This window comes from Fluviicola sp. (genome assembly GCF_039596395.1).
Classification (GTDB): Bacteria; Bacteroidota; Bacteroidia; order Flavobacteriales_D; family Crocinitomicaceae; genus Fluviicola.
Genome location: NZ_JBCNJT010000002.1, coordinates 185,120 through 204,741, shown reverse-complemented (window position 1 = coordinate 204,741; position 19,622 = coordinate 185,120). Strand labels below are relative to the sequence as shown.

Sequence of the window (19,622 nt, the reverse complement as noted above, 5' to 3'; positions counted from 1 at the left end):
GGAAACTTTGCGTTTACGAATACCCGGTAATACGAACTATATTGTCACTTTTGGAACGGAATTTCTGATTTTGTTCCTGGGGTTTATGGTTTTTCGCCTGGCAAATGCGAACCTGGAAGATACCGGATTCAGCGAGTATACGCTGATTCGCAGATCCATCTCTTTTTTGCAGCCGCTTTTAATGATCGGCCTGGGAGTAGCCATTCCACGTTACGTCAGCCTGGAACCGGGAAGAAGTTCCTTATTGCCCTCCGGTTTGATCTGGATGTTCCTGTCGATTTTACTTATTTGCACAGGCCTCTGGATTGGTAAATCTTACGTTTCCCGGTTGTTCTTCGGTTCGGAAAATTATACCCACTACATTCTTCCCATTGCCGTGATGCTTTCGCTTTACGGGCTACATGCCATTATTTATGGCTTTCTGAGGGGAATGTTCAAAGTATTCCAGGCTAATTTCGTCCAGTTGATCAACGTGGGGCTGATACCCGCATTTTCCGTTTATTTTACCGATAATGTCAACGACTTGCTGTTCTGGAACATCGTGCTACTGACGGGATCGCTGGTAATTTTTATTGCCTACCACATGATCCGGATGAAAATCCGCTTTACAAAAGAACAGTTCATTGCAGACAGCAAATTGCTGCTGGTTTATGGATTGCCGCGTGTTTTGGGAGATTTTGCGCTGTTAGGCTTGCTAACATTGCCCACTTTCCTGATTCTGAATATTGAGAAAAATGTATTGGTGGGTGGCGATGTGGCTTATTCGCTCACGCTGTTGAACCTTGCAGGAGCAGCTTTCGGACCTTTGGGACTGATCTTGCTTCCTGAAATCGTGAGTGCCATGCGGACACAAAACCTGAAACTGATTCGCAGGCGCTTTTTCGTATCTACGGCGCTGTGTTTGGGATTAACCCTGTTGGGAGTAGCGGTTTTTTACCTGTTTTCAGAAACGATCCTCTGGATCCTGCTCGGGAAAGACTACCGCCCTTCGATTATTCCGGTTTCTAAAATTGTGTTGCTTTCAGCATTCGGATATTGTTTGTACATCGTTTTGAGAAGCTTCCTGGACGCCATGAAAGTAAAAGCCAGCAATGCCATTAACCTGCTGATTTGCCTGGGAGTTTACGGAATCCTGATCGGGATCGGGAAATACATGGGCCTTGATTTTACCTATTATCTTTTTTCCTTTGCAGGAGTTATGACCTTGCTGGGATTGATCACCTTTATCGAAACATATCAATCAATCAAAAAATTATGACCGCCTTATTAATCTTACTTCTTGTCTCCGTGGCCATCGGCTTTGTCCAGGTTCGAATATGGAGAATTTATAAAAACCTCACTTTTCCCATCGTCACAGCAGTACTTTACTTCTGGTCATTGATGGGAGCCTGGTTGTTTGTCTTTGACCGTCTCACCGGATTCGGGAAAGATATCGGGTTTGCCTATTACTATTTGCTCGACAAAATGTTCATGGTAAACCTCGACGGCACTTACAACCTGGTAATCATCAGCTACGGAGCTTTTATTTTAATCTTCCAGGGTTTTGTATACCTCGGAATTAAACGATTGAAACGGAAATTTCCGGAAAGCCCGGATGCGGAAACCCATTCCGGAAAGCCATTTACAGCTTCCCAGGTTCCGTTTTTGCTGATCGCACTGGTATCCATGATGGGTTCCCTGTTTTTTGTAAAAGACGTGTTGATCAGTGCTATGCTGCTCCATGAATCGATCTATTCGAATGTGCGTGCGGGAGGCGTTCCGCTTTACAGCCTGCACCAGTATTTCAACTGGATCATGGTGTTCTCATTTGCCTGGTACCTGGCGCTTTATTACCGCAAAGACAAAGAAATTGCGGTAGTCAAAAAGCCGGGTGTAGTGTTTTGGTTCTGCTTTTTGCTGATGGTCAGTTACCTTTCAATCATCGGTACACGTCATGAATTGTTTTTGGGAGGATTATTTTTCATTTTGTATGTTTCCTACCCTTTCAAATCAATCCGCAAGAACAAATTGTTTTACGGCGTCTTTTTCGTCGTTTTCTTTTTTGTGCTTGCTTTGAACGACCCGATGCGCGGGATGGCTTCCAACCTGATGGAAAAAATAGGGGTTACTGCCATGGTGAATTCCCCCGAAAACCAAAAACTAGCAAATATTTATTCGAGTGACCGCACGTATTTCCTGCACCGAGATCCTGAAAAATCGAAACGGATTATTGAATCGTATAAATACCGCGATACCACCTTTGTTGCAAAAGGAGATACCATTGTGATGAAGCAGATGGAATTCATGGCCCAGACCAAAAAACACCCGGACAAGATTATCTATCACGGGAAGATTTACCGCATCAACAACCAGTTTGTGTCCTACGGATATAAAAAATTGGGGATGGGAGAGCGAATCCTGAAAGCGGGAACCAATATTTTGTTTTCCAATGAACTGTTTGCCGGCCATTTTTCCATGTACGGAATTTACAGTCACCACGTAAGCCCTTCTTATGGAATCGCATTGAGAAACCTGGTTGGAAGTGAAAAGCAGGATACGTATCATTATTATGCGAATCAGCTGCATCTTCCGGATGACCAGGGATTCACGATTAACCACATTTCGTCCTGGTACCTGAATTTCGGGTATTTCGGGTTTGTTTTGGGTGCATTCTTTTTGGCGATTTGTTACCTTGTACCTGTTTACCTGATGCATTCGTTTAAAAAGAAACGCAAACAGGTATTCTTTGTACTGACAGCCTTGTTGGGAATGGTGGCATATATGCCGTTGATTATTCGTTCGGACCTGTTGGTGTTTGAAGGAATGATCAAGCAGGTAATCATTGTTCCGGCTTTGATATGGCTGGCAGTAGTTATTTACGGACGTTTGTTCCAGCGAAAAAAACAACAGGATGCAGGGTAAGGAAAAAATACTGATCACCGGGGCAAGCGGGTTTATCGGGAAAAGTTTGTTGAAAAAGATAGATTTTGACCGGTATGATGTGGCCATTTTGACGCGAAATCCGCAAAAATTCGGACCCGGAGAACGATTTCGCGTAGTGGAAGGAGATCTTTCTGACCAGGAATCGCTGAATCGTGCACTTTCCGGTATAACAGTATTGATTAACCTGGCGGCAGAAGTCAGAAATCCCGACAAACTCGAAGAAACAAACATCGGAGGAACCGAACGGCTGATTGCAGCAATCCGCGAAGCCGGAACGGTAAAACAGGTGATTCACTTAAGCAGTGTTGGTGTGGTGGGAATGAACTACAGCCTGGATCCAACGGTTGTGAATGAACAATTCCCGGCGCATCCCAAAAATGAATACGAACGTACGAAGCTGATTTCCGAGAAACTATTTCTGTCTTTTTTCAAGGAAACTCCCGGTTTGCACTGGTCAGTATTAAGACCGACGAATGTGTTCGGAGCTTTCCATCCTTTTGATGCGCTTTTGAACCTCATGCAACATGTACGCAACGGAAAAAGAATCCTGTATACCCGCAGTGCGAAGGTGAATTACGTGTACGTGGAAGACTTGACAGCATTTATTTTAAACCGGCTTGAAGCAACCGGAAATGGTATTTACAACGTGGGGAATTCCATGGATTTGAAAGCTTTCCTGGATGATATCGCCCATGAATTGGGAACTTCTCTGAACGCAACCCGCTTACCGAAATGGGCCGTAAAACTGTTTGTTGGTCTAAAAATCCGTAAATTGGATTCCGTAAGTAATGAAGTTGTTTATTCGGATAAGGCTCTCCGGGCTCATTTTCAATATCCTTTCGGCGTGAAAGAAGGAATCCGCCAAACAATTGACTATTACAAACATTTAAATAAGCTTTGATGAGAATTTGCTACTTTGCAGATAGTGAAAGTATTCATACGGAACGATGGTGTAAACATTTCCAGTCGCTCGGTCATGACATACATTTGATTACCTACAAATCCAAACAGATTGAAGGAATCAAAACTTATTCTGTAAATATGGGTACACTGGATGTTTCCGGGGGAAACTGGCGGGTTTTGCTTCGTTTCCGACAAGTTCGCAAATTACTCAAAGAGATCAAACCGGATGTTTTTCACGCACTGTACGCTACCAGTTACGGAATTACCGGGGCACTGTGCGGTTTTCATCCTTACATTATTTCGTCATTAGGCTCTGACATCCTGATCAGTCCAAAAAACTCACGGATTTACAGAATACTCCTGAAGTTTGCATTTAAGCGGGCAGATCTCATCATGGTAATGGCAGATCACATGATTCCGCCGGCTAAGGAGCTTGGAGCGAAAGAAAGTAAGATTGTGGCACTTCCGTTCGGAATTGATCAGCAAATTTTTAATTCGGAGAACCGGAGCGTACCGGAAGATGAATTTGTAATTACCTGCACGCGCAATTTCGAACCGATCTATAACATGCCGCATTTGCTGAAAGCATTGCAAAAAGTAGTGGCTGAAATTCCCAATATCCGGGTAAACCTGATTGGTTCCGGAAGTCAGAAAGAAGAACTGATGCGCATGACCGAAGAATTTGGACTGGCATCACGGGTTCATTTCCTGGGGAAAATTCCACAACGTGAAATAGCAGATTATCTGAATAAGAGCCACGTATTCGTGAGTTTGTCGCTTTCCGACGGGAACAATATTTCACTCAACGAAGCCATGGCTTGCGGCACCTGGAACATAGTCACCGACATTCCTGCCAATCACCAGTGGATTAAAGACGGGGAGAACGGTTTCTTCGTCCAGATCGATGATGTGGATGGTTTGGCGAATCTGATTGTGAGAAGCAGGAACGAATATCACGAGTTGATGGAAAAAGCAGTTGTTTTGAACGATCAGTTACTTCGTGAAAAAGGAATCTGGCAGATCAACATGCAGAAAGCAGAAAAATGGTATCTTCAACTCATCAATGATTAAAGTTGCAATAATAGGTGGTGGCGGACATGCCCGTGTTTTGTCGGAGGTTATTTCACATAATCCCGAATTGCGTTTGGTGGGCTGTTTTGATGATTCACTGGAACGCGGTACTGAGTTGTGGGACGGTGTCAAAGTGTTGGGCGCTGTTAACGAACTTGGAAAAATTCCCGATCCGGTAGATGCATATATTATAGGAATAGGGAACAACGCGGTCCGGAAAAAGATTGTCGGTCAATACCCGGATCTGAACTGGATAAGTTTGGTGCATCCGCGTGCGATCATCAGTCCGAGTGCTGAGATCGGGAAAGGTTCGGTAGTTTTGGCCGGAGCAGTTGTCAGTACAAATGCGAAGATAGGAACCCAGGTCATTGTGAATGCAAACGTGACGGTGGATCACGATACCAAAATCGGTGATTACGTGCATTTATCCATCGGAAGCCTGGTTGGAAGCAACAGCATCATTGAAGAATCCTGCCTGATCGGGATCGGTCAGATCGTTCCATCATTTTCGACCATCACCGAATGAAAAAGCTCATTCCGACTCTCGAAAAAGCGCAGAACTGGTTTCCGGCACTGCTGATATTCATTTTTTGCTTTGCCCCGAAACCGTCTTCGATCGTCATCATCCTGTGGTTGATCAATAACCTGGTTTTATGGTCGCAAAAAGCCGTGAAGTTTCAATGGAACAAGATCTTTTCTGCTATCACCGGCTTGTACCTGATATTCGTTATCGGATCATTCTTCACACACGATCCGGGTATTGCAGGTGGAATTTTGAGTAAAAAACTATCCTTACTTGTTTTCCCGTTGATATTCGCCTTGCAGAATCCAAGGTCGTTTGACCTAAAACCGTTTGTAGTTGCATTTCTCGCCGGATTAATCGTCGTTATCACACTTGGCTTTGTACACAGTTATCAATTCTACCTCGAAACAGAGTACCTGAACGGAAGTTTTACCGGTTCGGTCTTTTCCTACATTCACCATCCGACTTATTTGGCGGTATTGCTGACCATGTCAATTTTCTTTTTCAGGATCGCCATCTGGGAACAATGGAAAGGATTCAATACCTGGACGCTGCTGGTTTGGATCGCATTTATCAGCTTCATCCAGTTCATCATTTTTTCATTTGCCGGCGTATTGTTCCATTTTGCGGTTTTGGCTTACCTGGTGGTGAGCTACCTGAAGAAAAAACTTCCCGCAATGGCGTTTTTGGTTGTTTTGGCCATCATTGCATCGCTTCCGTTTGTAGCTTATTTCGGGGTAACGCGCGTAAAGGATGAAGTGAATAACACCCTGACGGATTTGAAAATCTACTTGTCCGATCCCGACCATATTTACGAGCAAGCCAAGCTGGCACCTCACGGAAACAACATCCGCATTTTGATGTGGACGACTTCCTTTCAGCAGTTTTCCGAACACCCGATGGGAACCGGAACCGGGAATTTTGACGAAGTTATGGGTGCGCGTTTGCGGGCGAAAGGATTGGACGAAATAGCCAAAGTCGAATACAATTCACACAACCAGTTCCTTCAGCTTGCCGTAGAAGTAGGAATTTTCGGCTTGCTTTGTTTTGTGATGCTTTTGTTCCTGGTTTTCCGCATGGGAATCCGTTACCGGAACGAACTCCTCGTCTGGATAGGTTTGAACCTCGTTTTTAACGGCTTCTTTGAATCGATGCTTCAGCAGCAAAGTGGTATTGTTTTTTACGTACTCACGATTTGTATCGGGATACTTTTGGTCCGTAAAAAACACCCTTTAAGAACCGCGTCCTAAGCCGGAAATAATAATTTCTGCACACATCTTATCCTAAAAATGTTGTAGAATTGGTTTTACCTGCTATTTTTGTACAAACGCTTATTGGATGACGTCTGAGTTGAAATCTTTAATTGAACAAATTGGCGCGAAATCTCGTCAGTTACACCAATCATTGGTGACTGAAAGAGAACGCGTTCGTTCCATGACGGATGAAATCAATCGTTTGAATGCTGAGATTTCTGAGTATCAAAACCAGAAAAAAGCCATGGAGGATGAGCTCCAAAGCTTAAAATCAGAATTGGACCAAGCGCGTGAACAAGTTCAGGCACAACCTGTTTCAACCAATGGAGTTGAAATCGATGTGCTTGTGAAGGAGATTGATTTCTGCATTCAACAATTAAAAATAGCGAATGAGTAAGGTGTCTTTGAAAGTAGTGGTTGCCGGTCGTACGTACCCTTTAACTGTCCAGGAAACGGAAGTTGAAAAGGTGCAGCGTGCTGCTGACGATATCAATAAAGCGATCAAACAACTACAGGACAACTTTGCTGTGCGCGATATGCAAGACTTATTGGCGATGACCGCCTTACAATTGTCTACCAGAGGAAGTAAAGCACCGGCAGCCGCAGGTAGTGCTCCTCAAGCTGATTTCTCTGAAGCAACTGCTGCATTGAAAGCACTTTCTGATGATTTGGATGCATTGAATTAATTGTCCCATCCGCCCGGCGGATCAGGATACGCAAGTCTTTTTCTCACTTGTTTACGTGATGTCTCCGTAAGCAGTGGGATTTTTTTATTTAAGAACTATGGTAAATTTAATTATTGGAGCATTGATCGGGTTAATAGGAGGTGGTGTCGCTACCTTCATTATCCAGAATACGATGCTTAAAAAAAGAAAAGAACAAATCTTGAAAGAGGCTGATCTGGAAGGAGAAGCAATGAAAAAAGAGAAAATTCTTCAGGCAAAAGAGCGCTTTCTGAAATTGAAAGAAGAGCATGAAGAAAACGTGAAAGAACGTGAAAGACGTATGCAGTCTACTGAAGACAGAGTGAAAAGCAAAGAAAAATCGCTGACTCAGAAAATCGAAGAAGTTTCCCGCAAGGAAAAAGATACCGATCGCATGCAGGCAGAATTGGCAAGCAAGATCGAAGCAAACGAAATCCGTCACCAGGAATTGGACAAAATGCACCAGAAACGGGTGGCTGAGCTGACAAAGATCACCGGAATGTCGATCGAGGAAGCGAAGAACTTATTGATGGAATCCCTGAAAGACGAAGCGCGTACTTCCGCAATGGCGCACATCAAGGAAATCACCGAAGAAGCAAAATTGAATGCGAACCGTGAAGCAAAACGGATCGTGATTCAGACCATTCAGCGAGTAGCTTCCGAGCAGGCCGTTGAAAATGCCGTTTCGGTATTCAACATTGATTCGGATGAGGTAAAAGGACGTATCATCGGTCGCGAAGGTCGGAATATCCGCGCGTTGGAAGCAGCTACCGGAGTGGAGATCATTGTAGACGATACACCGGAAGCAATCATCCTTTCCTGTTTCGACCCGGTTCGAAGAGAGATCGCCCGTTTGGCATTGCACCAATTGGTTTCCGACGGACGTATTCACCCTGCACGTATCGAAGAAGTAGTGGCGAAGACCAAGAAATCGCTGGAAGAAGAAATCGCTGAAACAGGAAGAAGAACCTGCATCGATTTGGGAATCCACGGATTGCACCCGGAATTGATCCGCATGGTTGGGCGTATGAAATACCGTTCCTCTTACGGACAGAACTTGTTGCAGCACAGCCGTGAAGTAGCGAACTTGTGTGCGATCATGGCTTCCGAGCTGGGATTGAATGTAAAAGTGGCGAAACGCGCAGGATTGTTACACGATATCGGTAAAGTTCCGGATGAAGAACCGGAATTGCCGCACGCGATCCTGGGTATGAAGCTGGCAGAAAAATACGGCGAAAAACCGGATGTATTGAATGCTATCGGAGCTCACCACGACGAAATTGAAATGACATCTTTGATCTCACCGATTGTTCAGATTTGTGACTCCATTTCCGGAGCACGTCCGGGAGCACGTCGTGAGGTGGTTGAATCATACATCAAGCGAATCAAAGACCTGGAGAATCTGGCCTTGTCTTATGACGGAGTCAATTCCGCTTATGCAATCCAGGCAGGCCGCGAGTTGCGTGTATTGGTTGAAAGTGAAAAAGTAACCGATTTGCGTGCGGATGAATTATCCTTTGCGATTTCTCAGAAAATTCAAACGGAAATGACTTATCCGGGACAGGTAAAAGTGACCGTGATCCGTGAAAAACGTTCCGTGAACTACGCGAAGTAAGATGGATCAAGCTCAGTTGATATCTGATCGATTAAAAAATAAAACCATTTTGGTGACCGGCGGTGCCGGCTTCATCGGTTCAAATTTAACAGAGGCCCTATTGAAAATAGGAGCCTCTGTTATTGTTTTGGATAACCTGGAAACAGGCCTTCAATCAAATATTGACCGGTTGTCCCACTACGAAAATTACCGTTTCGTAAAGGGAGATATTTGCAATCCGGATGACTACCGCGATTTGCTGAAAGAAGTAGATGCAATCTCCAACCAGGCCGCTTTGGGTTCTGTGCCGAGATCCATCGAATTTCCTTTGAACACGCATCGCGTAAATGCCACGGGTTTTTTGACCATTTTGCACGAAGCGAAACAGGCAAACGTAAAACGCTTTGTCTACGCCAGTTCGTCTTCTGTTTATGGAGATTCCCTGGCTTCACCCAAACACGAAGGACAGGAGGGAAAAGTACTTTCGCCTTATGCAGCTACGAAGCAATTAAACGAAGAATACGGACAGGTTTACCACCAATTGCATGGAATGGAAACAATCGGGTTGCGTTATTTCAACGTATTCGGACCGTTCCAGAACCCGAATGGTGTTTATGCAGCAGCTATTCCCAGGTTTTTGGATAAAATGCTCAAGGGTGGAGAAATCGTGGTAAACGGAGACGGAGAGCAATCACGCGATTTTACCTACGTGAAAAACGCCATTCATGCAAACCTGCTTTCCCTGATCTCTGAAAACGAAGAAGCATTCGGGAAAGTTTACAACGTAGCCTGTGGCCGGAGTTTGACACTGAATACAGTTATCAACAGTTTGCAGGAAGGATTGAAAAGCCTGGGGACCACTCCGCAAAATACATTAACTTATGGTCCGCCGAGAAAAGGAGACATCAAAGATTCATTGGCATCAACTGCCCGGATGGAGCAATATTTGGATTATAAACCCGTATATACCTTTGAAGAAGGAATCAACGAATACCTTCGTCATGTATTGCAATGCCATTGAAAGCGCTCAAATCTGACTTTGTAAAATCAGTACTTACGTTGATGACAGGTACTGCAATTGCGCAGTTGATCGCTTACCTCATTTACCCGTTTCTGACACGTATTTATTCTACCGCCGATATGGGCGAATTGGGAGTATATACCCGTTTGGTGGCTTTTATTGCGGCCATTGCAACTGCCCGTTATGAAGCAACCTTACCGGTAGCCAAACAGGACAATCACGCATTTTCATTGTACAGGCTTTCCTTCCGGATTTCGCTGGTTGTTCTGACAGCGGTTTTTGCCATCGGTTTGATCTATTATTTCCTGAAACCCTACAACTTTTCGAACTATATTTTCCTGTTGGTTTCAGTTTTGAGCGCTTATGTAAGCGTTTGGATCAACCTGGGTACCAGTTGGTCGGTTCGTAAAAAGCTTTTCAAACAGATCTCGGTCCAGCGCATGGTGAATTCGGTTTCCGTAAACTCCTTCCGCCTGATTTTCGGGGTGTTGAACTGGGGAGCATTCGGGTTGATATTCGGAACGTTGCTCGGCTCGTTTTTGTCCACATTTGCTTTCATCAAAACATTTTTGACCAATAAGAAAAGTCACGCTTCTACTGCCGATTTGAGAAGAATGCGCGTATTGGCCAAAGAATACAAAACGTATCCGACTATTTACCTGCCGCACGTTTTGCTCGATTTGGCGGTTGACCTGGCATTGGCAACGCTTATCGTGGAGTTTTACGGCAAATCAACATTCGGTTCTTACAGTTATGCTTATTTGATGCTGAAACTGCCGTTGGGCTTGTTCGGACAATCACTTGGCCAGGTTTTCTTCAACAAGAGTTCCGAACTATTCCATAAAGGTCAGTCTTTGTATCCCTTAACACTTAAAACGCTTCGAACCCTGTTCTTTCTTTCGATTGTGCCGTTTACGGTGCTTTTCTTCTTCGGAAGCGAGTTATTCGGGTTTGTTTTCGGGGAAAGATGGATAGAAGCGGGAAGAATTGCTGAGATTTTATCCCCGGCTTTGATGCTGAATTTCCTGGTTTCGCCGATTTCCTCTTTGTCGCTTGTGTTATCGAAGCAAAAGCTCATGTTTGGTTTCGGATTGGCGGTGGCATTTTTCCAATTGTTCAATTTCGGGGTACTCCCGATCCTGTTGAACGTATTGGATAAACTCCGGTTTACGGATCGCGGTTTTGATTCATTCCACTGGATTTTGGGCTTCAATTCCGTATTGTTGTCGATCGTTTATGTGGTAATCATTTTGCTCTTTTTACGATTGACCAAAAGGAGTATCCGCAAACGGCATAAAATGTATATTTGACAGGAAAGTTCAAAGATGTTCAAATGTTTCAGCCAGGCTGATTCAAATGTTCAAATAGAACCCTTTAAACTTTTTGAACTCTTTGAACAATGATTAAACTTAGGGATGGTAGTAATTGTAGATTATGGTCTGGGAAATTTGGGTTCGATAAAGAACATGCTTCAGTTTATCGGGTTCGATGCAGTGATTTCAAGCGACCGGGAAACGATTTCCGGAGCTACGAAATTAATCCTTCCGGGAGTAGGGTCTTTTGATCAGGGAATGACCAATCTGCATGAAAAAGAATTGGTTTCCGTTTTGAATCAGCGGGTGTTGATAGACCGGGTTCCTATTCTTGGCATTTGTTTGGGAATGCAGCTGTTCGGACTGAAAAGCGAAGAAGGAAGTTTGCCCGGTTTGTCCTGGATTGGGCAGGAAAGCAAAAAGTTTCGCCCGGATAATCACCAGGCATTTCCGGTTCCGCACCTGGGTTGGGAATACGTTTCGGGCACAAATGTCCAAAGCAGGCTTCTAACCGGATTGGACGACGAAACGAAATTCTATTTTGCGCATTCTTATTACGTGAGCTGTGAAAACCGCGATGAAGTAATCCTGGAAGCAAACTACATTCATCCTTTTGATGCATCGGTGGAGAAAGGAAACATTGCGGGAGTTCAGTTTCATCCCGAAAAAAGCCACAAATACGGCATGCAGTTATTAACCAATTTTGTTACTCACTTCTGATGGCATTACCAAGATGTATCCCGGTACTTTTGCTTCAAAACGGAGCGCTGGTTAAAACCGTTCAGTTCCGCAACCCGAAATACATCGGCGATCCCCTGAATGCCATTCGCATTTTCAATGAAAAAGAAGTAGACGAACTGGTTTTCCTGGATTTGGATGCTTCCGTGAAAGGAACTCCGGTACAAATTCGCTTACTGGAAGAAATTTCCGGGGAATGTTTCATGCCTTTATCTTACGGAGGAGGAATAAAAACCATAGAAGATATCCGGCAGATCATACAGATTGGGATTGAAAAAGTGATTATAGGAACAGAGGCCGTGGAGAACCCGCAATTCGTGAAACAAGCCGTGACAGAATTCGGAAGTTCCAGCATTTGTGTTTCCCTGGACGTGCAGAAAAACAATTCGGGTGAATACCGTTTGTATACCCGTTCGGCTACCAAATTAATCGACCTGGACCCGCTTGAATATGCACAAAAGCTGGAGCAACTGGGAGTTGGTGAATTATTGATCCATTCCATTGACCGGGAAGGAACGCGAAGCGGCTATGATCTGGAATTGATAAAAGCGATTCGCCGGGCGGTTAAGATTCCGGTAGTTGTAAGTGGAGGTGCCGGAAACCTGGAAGATCTTTGCCGGGGAGTGGAAGCCGGAGCTTCTGCAGTAGCTGCCGGAACCATGTTCGTTTTTCATGGAAAACACGATGCGGTACTCATTTCTTACCCAGATCAGGCTGCTTTAAAAAGAATTTATTCCAGTATTCAACGGAAATAGCTTATTTTGTCACCGATGGGAAAATTAAAAATTGTCACGGTATTGGGAGCCCGGCCTCAATTCATTAAAGCTGCGGTCGTGTCTTCTGCATTTCGTGAACATTTTGAAGAAATTTTGGTACACACAGGTCAGCATTACGACCCCAACATGTCGGATGTTTTCTTTGAAGAACTCCATATTCCCAATCCGAAATACCATTTGAATATCGGTTCCGGTCCTCACGGAGAAATGACCGGTGCTATGCTTACAGCGATTGAAAAAGTACTGGAAACGGAAAAACCGGATTTTGTACTGGTTTACGGAGATACCAATTCTACACTGGCAGGTGCTTTGGCGGCTTCCAAGATGCTGATCCCGGTGATACATGTGGAAGCTGGCCTGAGAAGTTTCAATAAAGCCATGCCCGAAGAACAAAACCGCATCTTAACCGATCATCTTTCGGAACTGTTGTTTGCTCCTACGCAGACCGCGGTAAAAAACCTGCACCGCGAAGGAATCCATCAGGGAGTTCACCTGGTTGGTGATGTAATGTATGACGGAATCCTGCATTTCCGGGAAATTGCCCGGCAAAAAAGCAGTATCCTGGCTGATTTGGGACTTGCTGAAAAAGAATACATTCTTTGTACGATCCATCGTGCGGAAAATACCAACGATCCCGAACGCTTGAAATCCATTGTAAGCGGATTGAATGCCGTTCTTGAAAAGATCGTGCTTCCGCTTCACCCGCGGACACAAAAATACCTGCAATCTTACGGGATCCGGCTTGCAGACCATATTCAGGTCATTGATCCGCTCGGTTACCTGGATATCGTGATGCTGGAATCGGCTGCTAAAAAGATTGTAACAGATAGCGGCGGAATCCAGAAGGAAGCTTTTTTCCTCGGTATTCCCTGCATTACCCTGAGAGAAGAAACCGAATGGGTGGAAACCGTTGAAAATGGCTGGAATACGCTGGTTGGTGCCGATGAACAAAAAATAGTAGGAGCCATCACGGGCTTTAATCCGGCCGAAGAAAGAAGCGACTATTTCGGAACAGGAAATGCAGCGGCTGAAATGGTGGCTGTTATTCGTAATACACTAAAGAATTGAAATGAATAGGATCAAATTGTCTGTCATTATTCCGTGCAGGAATGAAAGTATCTATATCGAAGAATGTATCCATGCGATTTATGCATCACACATCTCCGAGCAGGTGCAAATTTCGGTTTTTATAGTCGATGGAATGTCTGACGACGGAACGCGTGAAAAGATCCGTTCGCTTCAGGCAACCTATGAAACCCTGCAATTGATCGATAACCAGAAACAATTGACTCCTTACGCGTTTAATCTGGGGATTTATGCAGACATGACAGCCGATTACATTCAAATTGTAGGAGCAAGGCATATTCTGAGCCCGAATTACCTGAGCGAGTGCCTGCACCAATTGCAGACAGACCCTGCAACGTGGTGTGTAGGCGGAAAAATCGTCAATCAATACATCAATAAAACCGGAGAACACATCGCGAAAGCCATGTCGACCAGTTTCGGAATGGGGCTTGGAAATTTCCGGACATTGAACGAATCCGGTTATACCGACACGGTTACCAGCCCGATGTACCCGATGTGGGTATTTGAGAAAATCGGGTATTTCGACGAAGAATTGGTTCGCAACCAGGACGATGATTTCAATTACCGGGTTTCAAAGAATGGCGGCAAGATTTTCTTCCATGCCGGGATTTACCTGAAATACTACGTGCGCGGAAACCTGCGTCAGTTGTGGAAACAGTTTATGCAATACGGCTACTGGAAAGTATATGTCAACAAGAAACACAAAGCAGTTACAACACTTCGTCAATTGGTTCCGCCTTTGTTTGTGTTGTTTTTGATCCTGCTGCCGTTTTCCTTTCTGATCCACACTATTCTCGGGTTGATCGGACTGGGATTCCTGGTGCTTTATGTGATACTTGATTTGCTGGTAACTTCACGCATCTCAGAGAATGTTTCGGAGTTCAATAAGATCCTGGTCATTTTTCCCATCCTGCATATCAGTTATGGTTGGGGCTATCTGAAAGGAATAGCAGCGTTTTTAATTGCCAATAAGAAGCCCGGCGACAAGTACAAAAAAATGTCCCGATAAAAACTATTTTTTACCTTTGAATTATAAATTTTCCAAATGATTCCATTTTCACCGCCCCGTATCGATCAACGAGTAATTGATGAGGTAACAAGTGCCCTGACTTCAGGCTGGATTACAACCGGTCCGAGAACGAAATTATTCGAGAAGCAACTGACCGAATATTGCGGAAACAAATGTACGGTTGCCGTTTCTTCCTGGACAGCAGGAATGGAAGTGGTATTGCGCTGGTGGGGGATCGGCCCGGGAGATGAAGTGATTATTCCGGCAATTACCTATTGTGCTTCGGCAAATGTGATTATACACACAGGAGCAAAACCGGTGATGGTGGATATCAACCCGGATGATTTCAATATTTCGGTAGAAGCTATCCGGAAAGCCATTACTCCGAGAACCAAAGCGATTATGCCGGTGGATATTGCAGGTTTCCCGTGTGATTACAACGCAATCTATGAAATCGTTAATGATCCGCAAATCAAAAGCATGTTCCAGCCGAATTCTGATTTTCAGAAGCAATTGGGAAGAATCCTGGTTGCAGCGGATGCCGCACATTCCTTCGGAGCGACTTATGGCGGGAAACGTTCGGGTGCAATAGCGGATGTAAGCTGTTTTTCCTTTCATGCCGTAAAGAATCTGACCACCGCAGAAGGAGGAAGCATGTCAATCAATTTACCGGATGGTTTTGATCACGATGCTATCTACAAAGATTTATGTGTAAAGATCCTTCACGGACAAAATAAAGATGCTTTGGCAAAAGCACAGAAGGGCAATTGGCGTTACGACGTGACAGAACCCGGTTTTAAATGCAATATGACGGATATCCAGGCGGCCATCGGTTTGGTGGAACTGGACCGTTTCCAGGAAAACCTGGATAGAAGAAAAGCAATTTGCCTGGCGTATAATGAAGGTTTGAAAAACGAATCCTGGGCACTTTTGCCGAAGATGAAAGACGAAAAGCGCGAAACATGCTATCACTTGTACCAGTTGCGTATCGGAGGTGCTTCGGAAGCACAGCGGGATGCAATCATGCAGGCGATCTTTGACCAGGATGTTTCCGTCAATGTCCATTTTCAGCCGCTGCCGGTTTTGACAGCCTATAAAAGCCGTGGGTATAAAATGGAAGATTACCCGGAAGCATGGGATAAATATTCAAATGAAATTACCTTGCCTGTTTACTTCGATTTGACAGACGAACAAGTACAGATCGTGATCCGGGCCGTTAAAAATGCCGTAAAACAGGTGATGGGATAATGAAACGTTTGTTCGACATACTCGTTTCGTTCATTGTTTTAATGATCTTTCTTCCGTTTGGCATCCTGATTTCCATCGCGATTATTTGTGAAAGCAGAGGAGGTGTGTTTTACAGGCAGCAGCGTGTCGGAAAGAATGGCGTTCCGTTTCGCTTGTGGAAATTCCGTACAATGCGCGTGAATGCCGATAAATTGGGAAAGTTGACGGTGGGTATGCGCGATCCGAGAATTACCCGCGTGGGTTATTTTATCCGTAAATCCAAACTGGACGAATTTCCGCAGTTCATCAATGTGCTGTCGGGAGAAATGAGTATCGTGGGCCCGCGCCCCGAAGTACAGGAGTACGTGGATCTGTATACACCCGAACAACGCGAAGTTCTTTCGGTAAAGCCCGGAATTACGGATTATGCCTCGTTGGAATATTTCAAAGAAAACGAATTGCTGGGGAAATCCGAAAACCCGAGAGAAACATATATCCACGAGATCATGCCAGCCAAAATCGCATTGAATAAAAAATACATTGCCAATCCGACCCTGAGCCAGGATATTAAAATCATGTGGCAGACGTTTTTGAAAATGGTAAAATAAATGTTCAAATGTTCAAATGCCGCTGCCGCGGCAGATTCAAATGTTCAAATGGAATTCTTTAAACTTTTTGAACTCCTTTGAACGTTACTTCTTAAACACCAGGTAAACCGCGATCAAAATCAATAGGAAAGCCACAGCATGGTTCCATTTCAGGGATTCGTCCTTGAAAAAGACCAATGAGAAAACCATGAAAATGACCAGAGAAGCTACTTCCTGGATTATTTTTAATTGAATGAGCGAAAAAGGTCCGCCGTTGCCCTGGTATCCCAGTTTATTGGCAGGAACCATAAAAATATACTCGAACAAGGCAATTCCCCAGCTGATCAAAATGGTTGTGGCAAATACCCAAAAACCGGTTTTCTTCGCATCCGGATTATCTCTCAAATGGCCATACCAGGCGTATGTCATGAAGGAATTGGAAATAAGCAGCAATACAATGGTAAGAAGTGCTCTCATGATTCTTTTTTCCTGCAAATGTAAAAAAAACAGTGGGCGTCCCGTACGTACGGGACGCCCACTGTGGAATATGTTTAATTCTTATAAACGTTTTTCTTTTCAATGCGTCCGTCAGCGCTTTCGATATACACAAATATCCAGCCTTGGGGAAGGTCGTGCAATGAAAAGCACCAATTCGGCATGGCGCGATTTTTCAATACCCGGCCGTTCAGGTCTATCAATGTAATGTCTTTGATTTCAAGGGAAGAAGTAACCATCAACAGATCACTGGTCGGATTCGGATAAACTTTCAGGTCCCACGCAGGTAATTGGTTTTCTTCCGGAGGATCACTTGTTTGTGCCGATAGGGAGCTGGAAAAAAGGAGAAGCCCGCCTAGTAAAACGAAGGTTTTCATGGTATTTTGGATTTAACCTTATAATCGGGCGGAATAGTAAACGTTACACCAATGGAAAATTTAATTCGGTGCCTTAGACTCCGCTCAGTCACCTGAATACTGACTTTCTATTGTGAAAAGGTTACTGGGCGTAGCTGAAGTAATCTTTTTCAATTACTTTTAAGTATGGTAAAACCAATCAAACTCTCGGAAGCAAATGCCGATTTTTTCGATCGCGTATATCAGGTCGTCAAATTAATCCCGAAAGGAAGAGCGACCTCTTACGGTGCGATTGCGAAGTATTTGGGAGCAAAAAGCGGGAGCCGGATGGTAGGTTGGGCCATGAATGCTGCTCATGGGAAAGATGTCCCTGCTCAGCGTGTGGTTAACCGAAACGGGCAATTAACAGGTAAAATGCATTTCGAAACACCAACAGCCATGGAGGAATTGCTCCTGAAAGATGGAATTGAAGTGAAGGACGACCAAATTGTCAATTGGAAAGAAGTCTTTTGGGACCCGATGACAGAATTACAAATCGATTAAGGGAATTTTGAAATGAGTTGCTGATCGTCGCTTACCTTGATTTCGCAATCGCTTCGGTAGTCGGCAATCTGTTCATTGAACAGTTCCTCGTTTCCGGAAAGGTGCGCGCGGAAAGAAAGTTCCTTTTGAATCGATTCCAGCGCATTGTAACTGTAAGACACAGTTTCCATTTCTCCCATTTGGTTTAATAAGCTCCGTTCCTTCTCAACTAATTTTTTCGCGTACTGAACCTGGCGCTCATATTCCGACTGACATGAACTCATTAACGCAAGAAGTGAAAGGACTTGTAGTAGATTTTTCCATTTCATAAATCAAAGGTACATACAAACCATTCATTAAAAAAATCTGTTGTTTTCCCGGAATCGTTAAATATTCATTTTTTCTGATAGAATATTCAAATTAATAACCTGGGTATTCTATTTTACACTCAAGAATCCTGATTACATTTGTAAGACATGATTTTGGTAACCGGTTCAACGGGACTTCTTGGATCACACGTAGTGGTCGAATTGCTTCATAAAGGATATGAGGTGAGAGCGCTGTTCCGGGAAGAAGCCCGGAAGGAAGTGGTTTATAAATTACTGGATTTCTATTATCCGCACGAAAAAGAAACCTTGCTTCAAAAGCTACATTGGTTTCAGGGCGATGTTCTGGATTTGGCTGATGTAGAAGATTCTCTGATCGGGATTTCCAAAGTTGTTCATTGTGCGGCCCTTGTTTCTTTTCATCGCAGGGATTTTAATTTGCTTTTCAAAGTGAACAGACGCGGAACGGCCAATATGGTCAATTTTGCCCTGGCTGCGGAAGTGAACCAATTCATTCATGTTTCTTCTACAGCAGCTGTGGGAAGTGATTCTCAGTTTGCCGACGGGTTAAAGCGCGAAAGTAACTTGTGGAATCCCAATGATGAGGTGAGCGGTTATTCACTTTCCAAATTCAGTGCGGAAAAAGAAGTCTGGAGGGCAAATGAAGAAGGATTGCGCGTTTCGATCGTAAATCCGAGTGTGATGTTTGGCCCGGGATCGTGGGAAGAAAGTTCGCTGAAGATTTTCCGCACGCTCCATAAAGGATTGAAATACTATACGAATGGTTCCAATGCGTTTGTAGATGTGCGCGATGTGACGAAACTCATCCTGAAACTGATCGAGACAGAAAAAACAGGAGAACGCTACCTGGTAACAGGTTTCAATCTGAAATTCAAAGAATTGTTCGACCGGATTTGCAAACAACTGGGAGTGAAAGCACCCTCCAAATTGGCGGGGCCCTTCTTGACAGGACTGGCCTGGCGTTTGTCGGTAATTCTCGGAAGAATCCGGGGAAAAAGGCCAACGATTACCCGTGAAAGTGCAAGAAGCTCACAAAACAATTCCAAATTCTCCAATGAGAAACTATTGCGGGATTTTCCGGATTTCGAATTCACAGACCTGGAAGATACCATCGCAACGACGATCAAAGGCAGAATGGACTGATATTTAGGTTAAAAAGGTAAATGTAAAAAGGA

22 protein-coding genes are annotated in these 19,622 nt (G+C 44.2%); 19 read left to right on the top strand and 3 right to left on the bottom strand.

What is annotated here, in order from left to right:
* The first annotated feature begins 7 nt into the window (after positions 1–7).
* The 17 genes from ABDW02_RS10000 (at position 8) to ABDW02_RS09920 (ending at position 16,748) form a co-directional block, all read left to right on the top strand.
* The gene (locus ABDW02_RS10000) at positions 8–1,258 is read left to right on the top strand and encodes a hypothetical protein (protein ID WP_343634419.1); all 1,251 of its coding nucleotides are present in this window, start codon (positions 8–10) and stop codon (positions 1,256–1,258) included.
* Positions 1,255–2,901, top strand: coding sequence for a hypothetical protein (locus tag ABDW02_RS09995; RefSeq protein ID WP_343634418.1), 1,647 nt, complete (start codon positions 1,255–1,257; stop codon positions 2,899–2,901). The genes ABDW02_RS10000 and ABDW02_RS09995 overlap by 4 nt, the downstream gene beginning before the upstream one ends.
* A complete protein-coding gene (locus tag ABDW02_RS09990; protein WP_343634417.1) occupies positions 2,891–3,823 on the top strand; it encodes an NAD(P)-dependent oxidoreductase in 933 nt (310 codons plus the stop codon). Before ABDW02_RS09995 ends, ABDW02_RS09990 begins: the two co-directional genes overlap by 11 nt.
* On the top strand, positions 3,823–4,896 hold the full coding sequence (locus tag ABDW02_RS09985) for a glycosyltransferase (protein WP_343634416.1): 1,074 nt from the start codon (positions 3,823–3,825) through the stop codon (positions 4,894–4,896). Before ABDW02_RS09990 ends, ABDW02_RS09985 begins: the two co-directional genes overlap by 1 nt.
* Positions 4,889–5,422, top strand: coding sequence for a transferase (locus tag ABDW02_RS09980; RefSeq protein ID WP_343634415.1), 534 nt, complete (start codon positions 4,889–4,891; stop codon positions 5,420–5,422). The genes ABDW02_RS09985 and ABDW02_RS09980 overlap by 8 nt, the downstream gene beginning before the upstream one ends.
* On the top strand, positions 5,419–6,669 hold the full coding sequence (locus ABDW02_RS09975) for an O-antigen ligase family protein (protein WP_343634414.1): 1,251 nt from the start codon (positions 5,419–5,421) through the stop codon (positions 6,667–6,669). Before ABDW02_RS09980 ends, ABDW02_RS09975 begins: the two co-directional genes overlap by 4 nt.
* Before the next feature lie 88 nt (positions 6,670–6,757).
* Entirely contained in the window at positions 6,758–7,069 is a 312-nt protein-coding gene (locus tag ABDW02_RS09970; RefSeq protein WP_343634413.1) for a hypothetical protein, read from the top strand.
* Entirely contained in the window at positions 7,062–7,358 is a 297-nt protein-coding gene (locus tag ABDW02_RS09965; protein WP_294677467.1) for a cell division protein ZapA, read from the top strand. Before ABDW02_RS09970 ends, ABDW02_RS09965 begins: the two co-directional genes overlap by 8 nt.
* A 97-nt stretch (positions 7,359–7,455) precedes the next feature.
* Positions 7,456–8,991 (top strand): ribonuclease Y, encoded by a 1,536-nt coding sequence (gene rny / locus ABDW02_RS09960; protein WP_343634412.1) that lies wholly within the window; start codon positions 7,456–7,458, stop codon positions 8,989–8,991.
* 1 nt (position 8,992) lies between these two features.
* The gene (locus ABDW02_RS09955; protein ID WP_343634411.1) at positions 8,993–9,991 is read left to right on the top strand and encodes an SDR family NAD(P)-dependent oxidoreductase; all 999 of its coding nucleotides are present in this window, start codon (positions 8,993–8,995) and stop codon (positions 9,989–9,991) included.
* 41 nt (positions 9,992–10,032) lie between these two features.
* Positions 10,033–11,301 (top strand): oligosaccharide flippase family protein, encoded by a 1,269-nt coding sequence (locus tag ABDW02_RS09950; protein ID WP_343634410.1) that lies wholly within the window; start codon positions 10,033–10,035, stop codon positions 11,299–11,301.
* Positions 11,302–11,406: 105 nt separating this feature from the next.
* The gene (gene hisH / locus ABDW02_RS09945; protein WP_343634409.1) at positions 11,407–12,024 is read left to right on the top strand and encodes an imidazole glycerol phosphate synthase subunit HisH; all 618 of its coding nucleotides are present in this window, start codon (positions 11,407–11,409) and stop codon (positions 12,022–12,024) included.
* Positions 12,024–12,797, top strand: coding sequence for an AglZ/HisF2 family acetamidino modification protein (locus ABDW02_RS09940; protein ID WP_343634408.1), 774 nt, complete (start codon positions 12,024–12,026; stop codon positions 12,795–12,797). The genes hisH and ABDW02_RS09940 overlap by 1 nt, the downstream gene beginning before the upstream one ends.
* A gap of 15 nt (positions 12,798–12,812) precedes the next feature.
* Positions 12,813–13,886, top strand: a complete 1,074-nt coding sequence (gene wecB, locus ABDW02_RS09935; RefSeq protein WP_343634407.1) for a UDP-N-acetylglucosamine 2-epimerase (non-hydrolyzing) — start codon at positions 12,813–12,815, stop codon at positions 13,884–13,886.
* Between the two features lies 1 nt (position 13,887).
* Entirely contained in the window at positions 13,888–14,913 is a 1,026-nt protein-coding gene (locus tag ABDW02_RS09930) for a glycosyltransferase family 2 protein (protein WP_343634406.1), read from the top strand.
* A 36-nt stretch (positions 14,914–14,949) separates the two neighbouring features.
* Positions 14,950–16,161, top strand: a complete 1,212-nt coding sequence (locus tag ABDW02_RS09925; RefSeq protein ID WP_343634405.1) for a DegT/DnrJ/EryC1/StrS aminotransferase family protein — start codon at positions 14,950–14,952, stop codon at positions 16,159–16,161.
* Positions 16,161–16,748 carry a sugar transferase gene (locus ABDW02_RS09920; RefSeq protein WP_343634404.1) on the top strand — a complete coding sequence of 196 codons (588 nt, stop codon included), beginning with the start codon at positions 16,161–16,163 and terminating at the stop codon, positions 16,746–16,748. Before ABDW02_RS09925 ends, ABDW02_RS09920 begins: the two co-directional genes overlap by 1 nt.
* A gap of 84 nt (positions 16,749–16,832) precedes the next feature.
* On the opposite strand, the gene ABDW02_RS09915 is transcribed toward ABDW02_RS09920, so the two are convergent.
* Both ABDW02_RS09915 and ABDW02_RS09910 read right to left on the bottom strand, forming a co-directional pair.
* The gene (locus ABDW02_RS09915; protein ID WP_343634403.1) at positions 16,833–17,204 is read right to left on the bottom strand and encodes a DMT family protein; all 372 of its coding nucleotides are present in this window, start codon (positions 17,202–17,204) and stop codon (positions 16,833–16,835) included.
* Between the two features lie 74 nt (positions 17,205–17,278).
* Complete coding sequence (locus ABDW02_RS09910; protein WP_343634402.1) at positions 17,279–17,599, bottom strand: T9SS type A sorting domain-containing protein; 321 nt, start codon at positions 17,597–17,599, stop codon at positions 17,279–17,281.
* Between the two features lie 165 nt (positions 17,600–17,764).
* Between ABDW02_RS09910 and ABDW02_RS09905 the strand changes: the two genes are divergently transcribed.
* Positions 17,765–18,121 (top strand): MGMT family protein, encoded by a 357-nt coding sequence (locus tag ABDW02_RS09905; protein WP_343634401.1) that lies wholly within the window; start codon positions 17,765–17,767, stop codon positions 18,119–18,121.
* On the opposite strand, the gene ABDW02_RS09900 is transcribed toward ABDW02_RS09905, so the two are convergent.
* Positions 18,118–18,384, bottom strand: coding sequence for a hypothetical protein (locus ABDW02_RS09900; protein WP_343634400.1), 267 nt, complete (start codon positions 18,382–18,384; stop codon positions 18,118–18,120). The two genes, ABDW02_RS09905 and ABDW02_RS09900, sit on opposite strands and share 4 nt — an antisense overlap.
* 192 nt (positions 18,385–18,576) lie before the next feature.
* Between ABDW02_RS09900 and ABDW02_RS09895 the strand changes: the two genes are divergently transcribed.
* Positions 18,577–19,590: an NAD-dependent epimerase/dehydratase family protein gene (locus ABDW02_RS09895; protein ID WP_343634399.1), complete on the top strand. Its 1,014-nt coding sequence runs from the start codon at positions 18,577–18,579 to the stop codon at positions 19,588–19,590.
* Positions 19,591–19,622 lie beyond the last annotated feature (32 nt).

Coding starts and splice junctions, on each gene's coding strand:
- ABDW02_RS09990 (WP_343634417.1), top strand. CDS start 2,891: ATGCAGGGTAAGGAAAAAATACTGATCACCGGGGCAAGCGGGTTTATC.
- ABDW02_RS09905 (WP_343634401.1), top strand. CDS start 17,765: ATGGTAAAACCAATCAAACTCTCGGAAGCAAATGCCGATTTTTTCGAT.
- ABDW02_RS09910 (WP_343634402.1), bottom strand. CDS start 17,599: ATGAAAACCTTCGTTTTACTAGGCGGGCTTCTCCTTTTTTCCAGCTCC.
- ABDW02_RS09970 (WP_343634413.1), top strand. CDS start 6,758: ATGACGTCTGAGTTGAAATCTTTAATTGAACAAATTGGCGCGAAATCT.
- ABDW02_RS09950 (WP_343634410.1), top strand. CDS start 10,033: ATGACAGGTACTGCAATTGCGCAGTTGATCGCTTACCTCATTTACCCG.
- ABDW02_RS09980 (WP_343634415.1), top strand. CDS start 4,889: ATGATTAAAGTTGCAATAATAGGTGGTGGCGGACATGCCCGTGTTTTG.
- ABDW02_RS09895 (WP_343634399.1), top strand. CDS start 18,577: ATGATTTTGGTAACCGGTTCAACGGGACTTCTTGGATCACACGTAGTG.
- hisH (WP_343634409.1), top strand. CDS start 11,407: ATGGTAGTAATTGTAGATTATGGTCTGGGAAATTTGGGTTCGATAAAG.
- ABDW02_RS09965 (WP_294677467.1), top strand. CDS start 7,062: ATGAGTAAGGTGTCTTTGAAAGTAGTGGTTGCCGGTCGTACGTACCCT.
- ABDW02_RS09940 (WP_343634408.1), top strand. CDS start 12,024: ATGGCATTACCAAGATGTATCCCGGTACTTTTGCTTCAAAACGGAGCG.
- ABDW02_RS09975 (WP_343634414.1), top strand. CDS start 5,419: ATGAAAAAGCTCATTCCGACTCTCGAAAAAGCGCAGAACTGGTTTCCG.
- ABDW02_RS09930 (WP_343634406.1), top strand. CDS start 13,888: ATGAATAGGATCAAATTGTCTGTCATTATTCCGTGCAGGAATGAAAGT.
- ABDW02_RS09900 (WP_343634400.1), bottom strand. CDS start 18,384: ATGAGTTCATGTCAGTCGGAATATGAGCGCCAGGTTCAGTACGCGAAA.
- ABDW02_RS09995 (WP_343634418.1), top strand. CDS start 1,255: ATGACCGCCTTATTAATCTTACTTCTTGTCTCCGTGGCCATCGGCTTT.
- wecB (WP_343634407.1), top strand. CDS start 12,813: ATGGGAAAATTAAAAATTGTCACGGTATTGGGAGCCCGGCCTCAATTC.
- ABDW02_RS09920 (WP_343634404.1), top strand. CDS start 16,161: ATGAAACGTTTGTTCGACATACTCGTTTCGTTCATTGTTTTAATGATC.
- rny (WP_343634412.1), top strand. CDS start 7,456: ATGGTAAATTTAATTATTGGAGCATTGATCGGGTTAATAGGAGGTGGT.
- ABDW02_RS09955 (WP_343634411.1), top strand. CDS start 8,993: ATGGATCAAGCTCAGTTGATATCTGATCGATTAAAAAATAAAACCATT.
- ABDW02_RS09915 (WP_343634403.1), bottom strand. CDS start 17,204: ATGAGAGCACTTCTTACCATTGTATTGCTGCTTATTTCCAATTCCTTC.
- ABDW02_RS09925 (WP_343634405.1), top strand. CDS start 14,950: ATGATTCCATTTTCACCGCCCCGTATCGATCAACGAGTAATTGATGAG.
- ABDW02_RS09985 (WP_343634416.1), top strand. CDS start 3,823: ATGAGAATTTGCTACTTTGCAGATAGTGAAAGTATTCATACGGAACGA.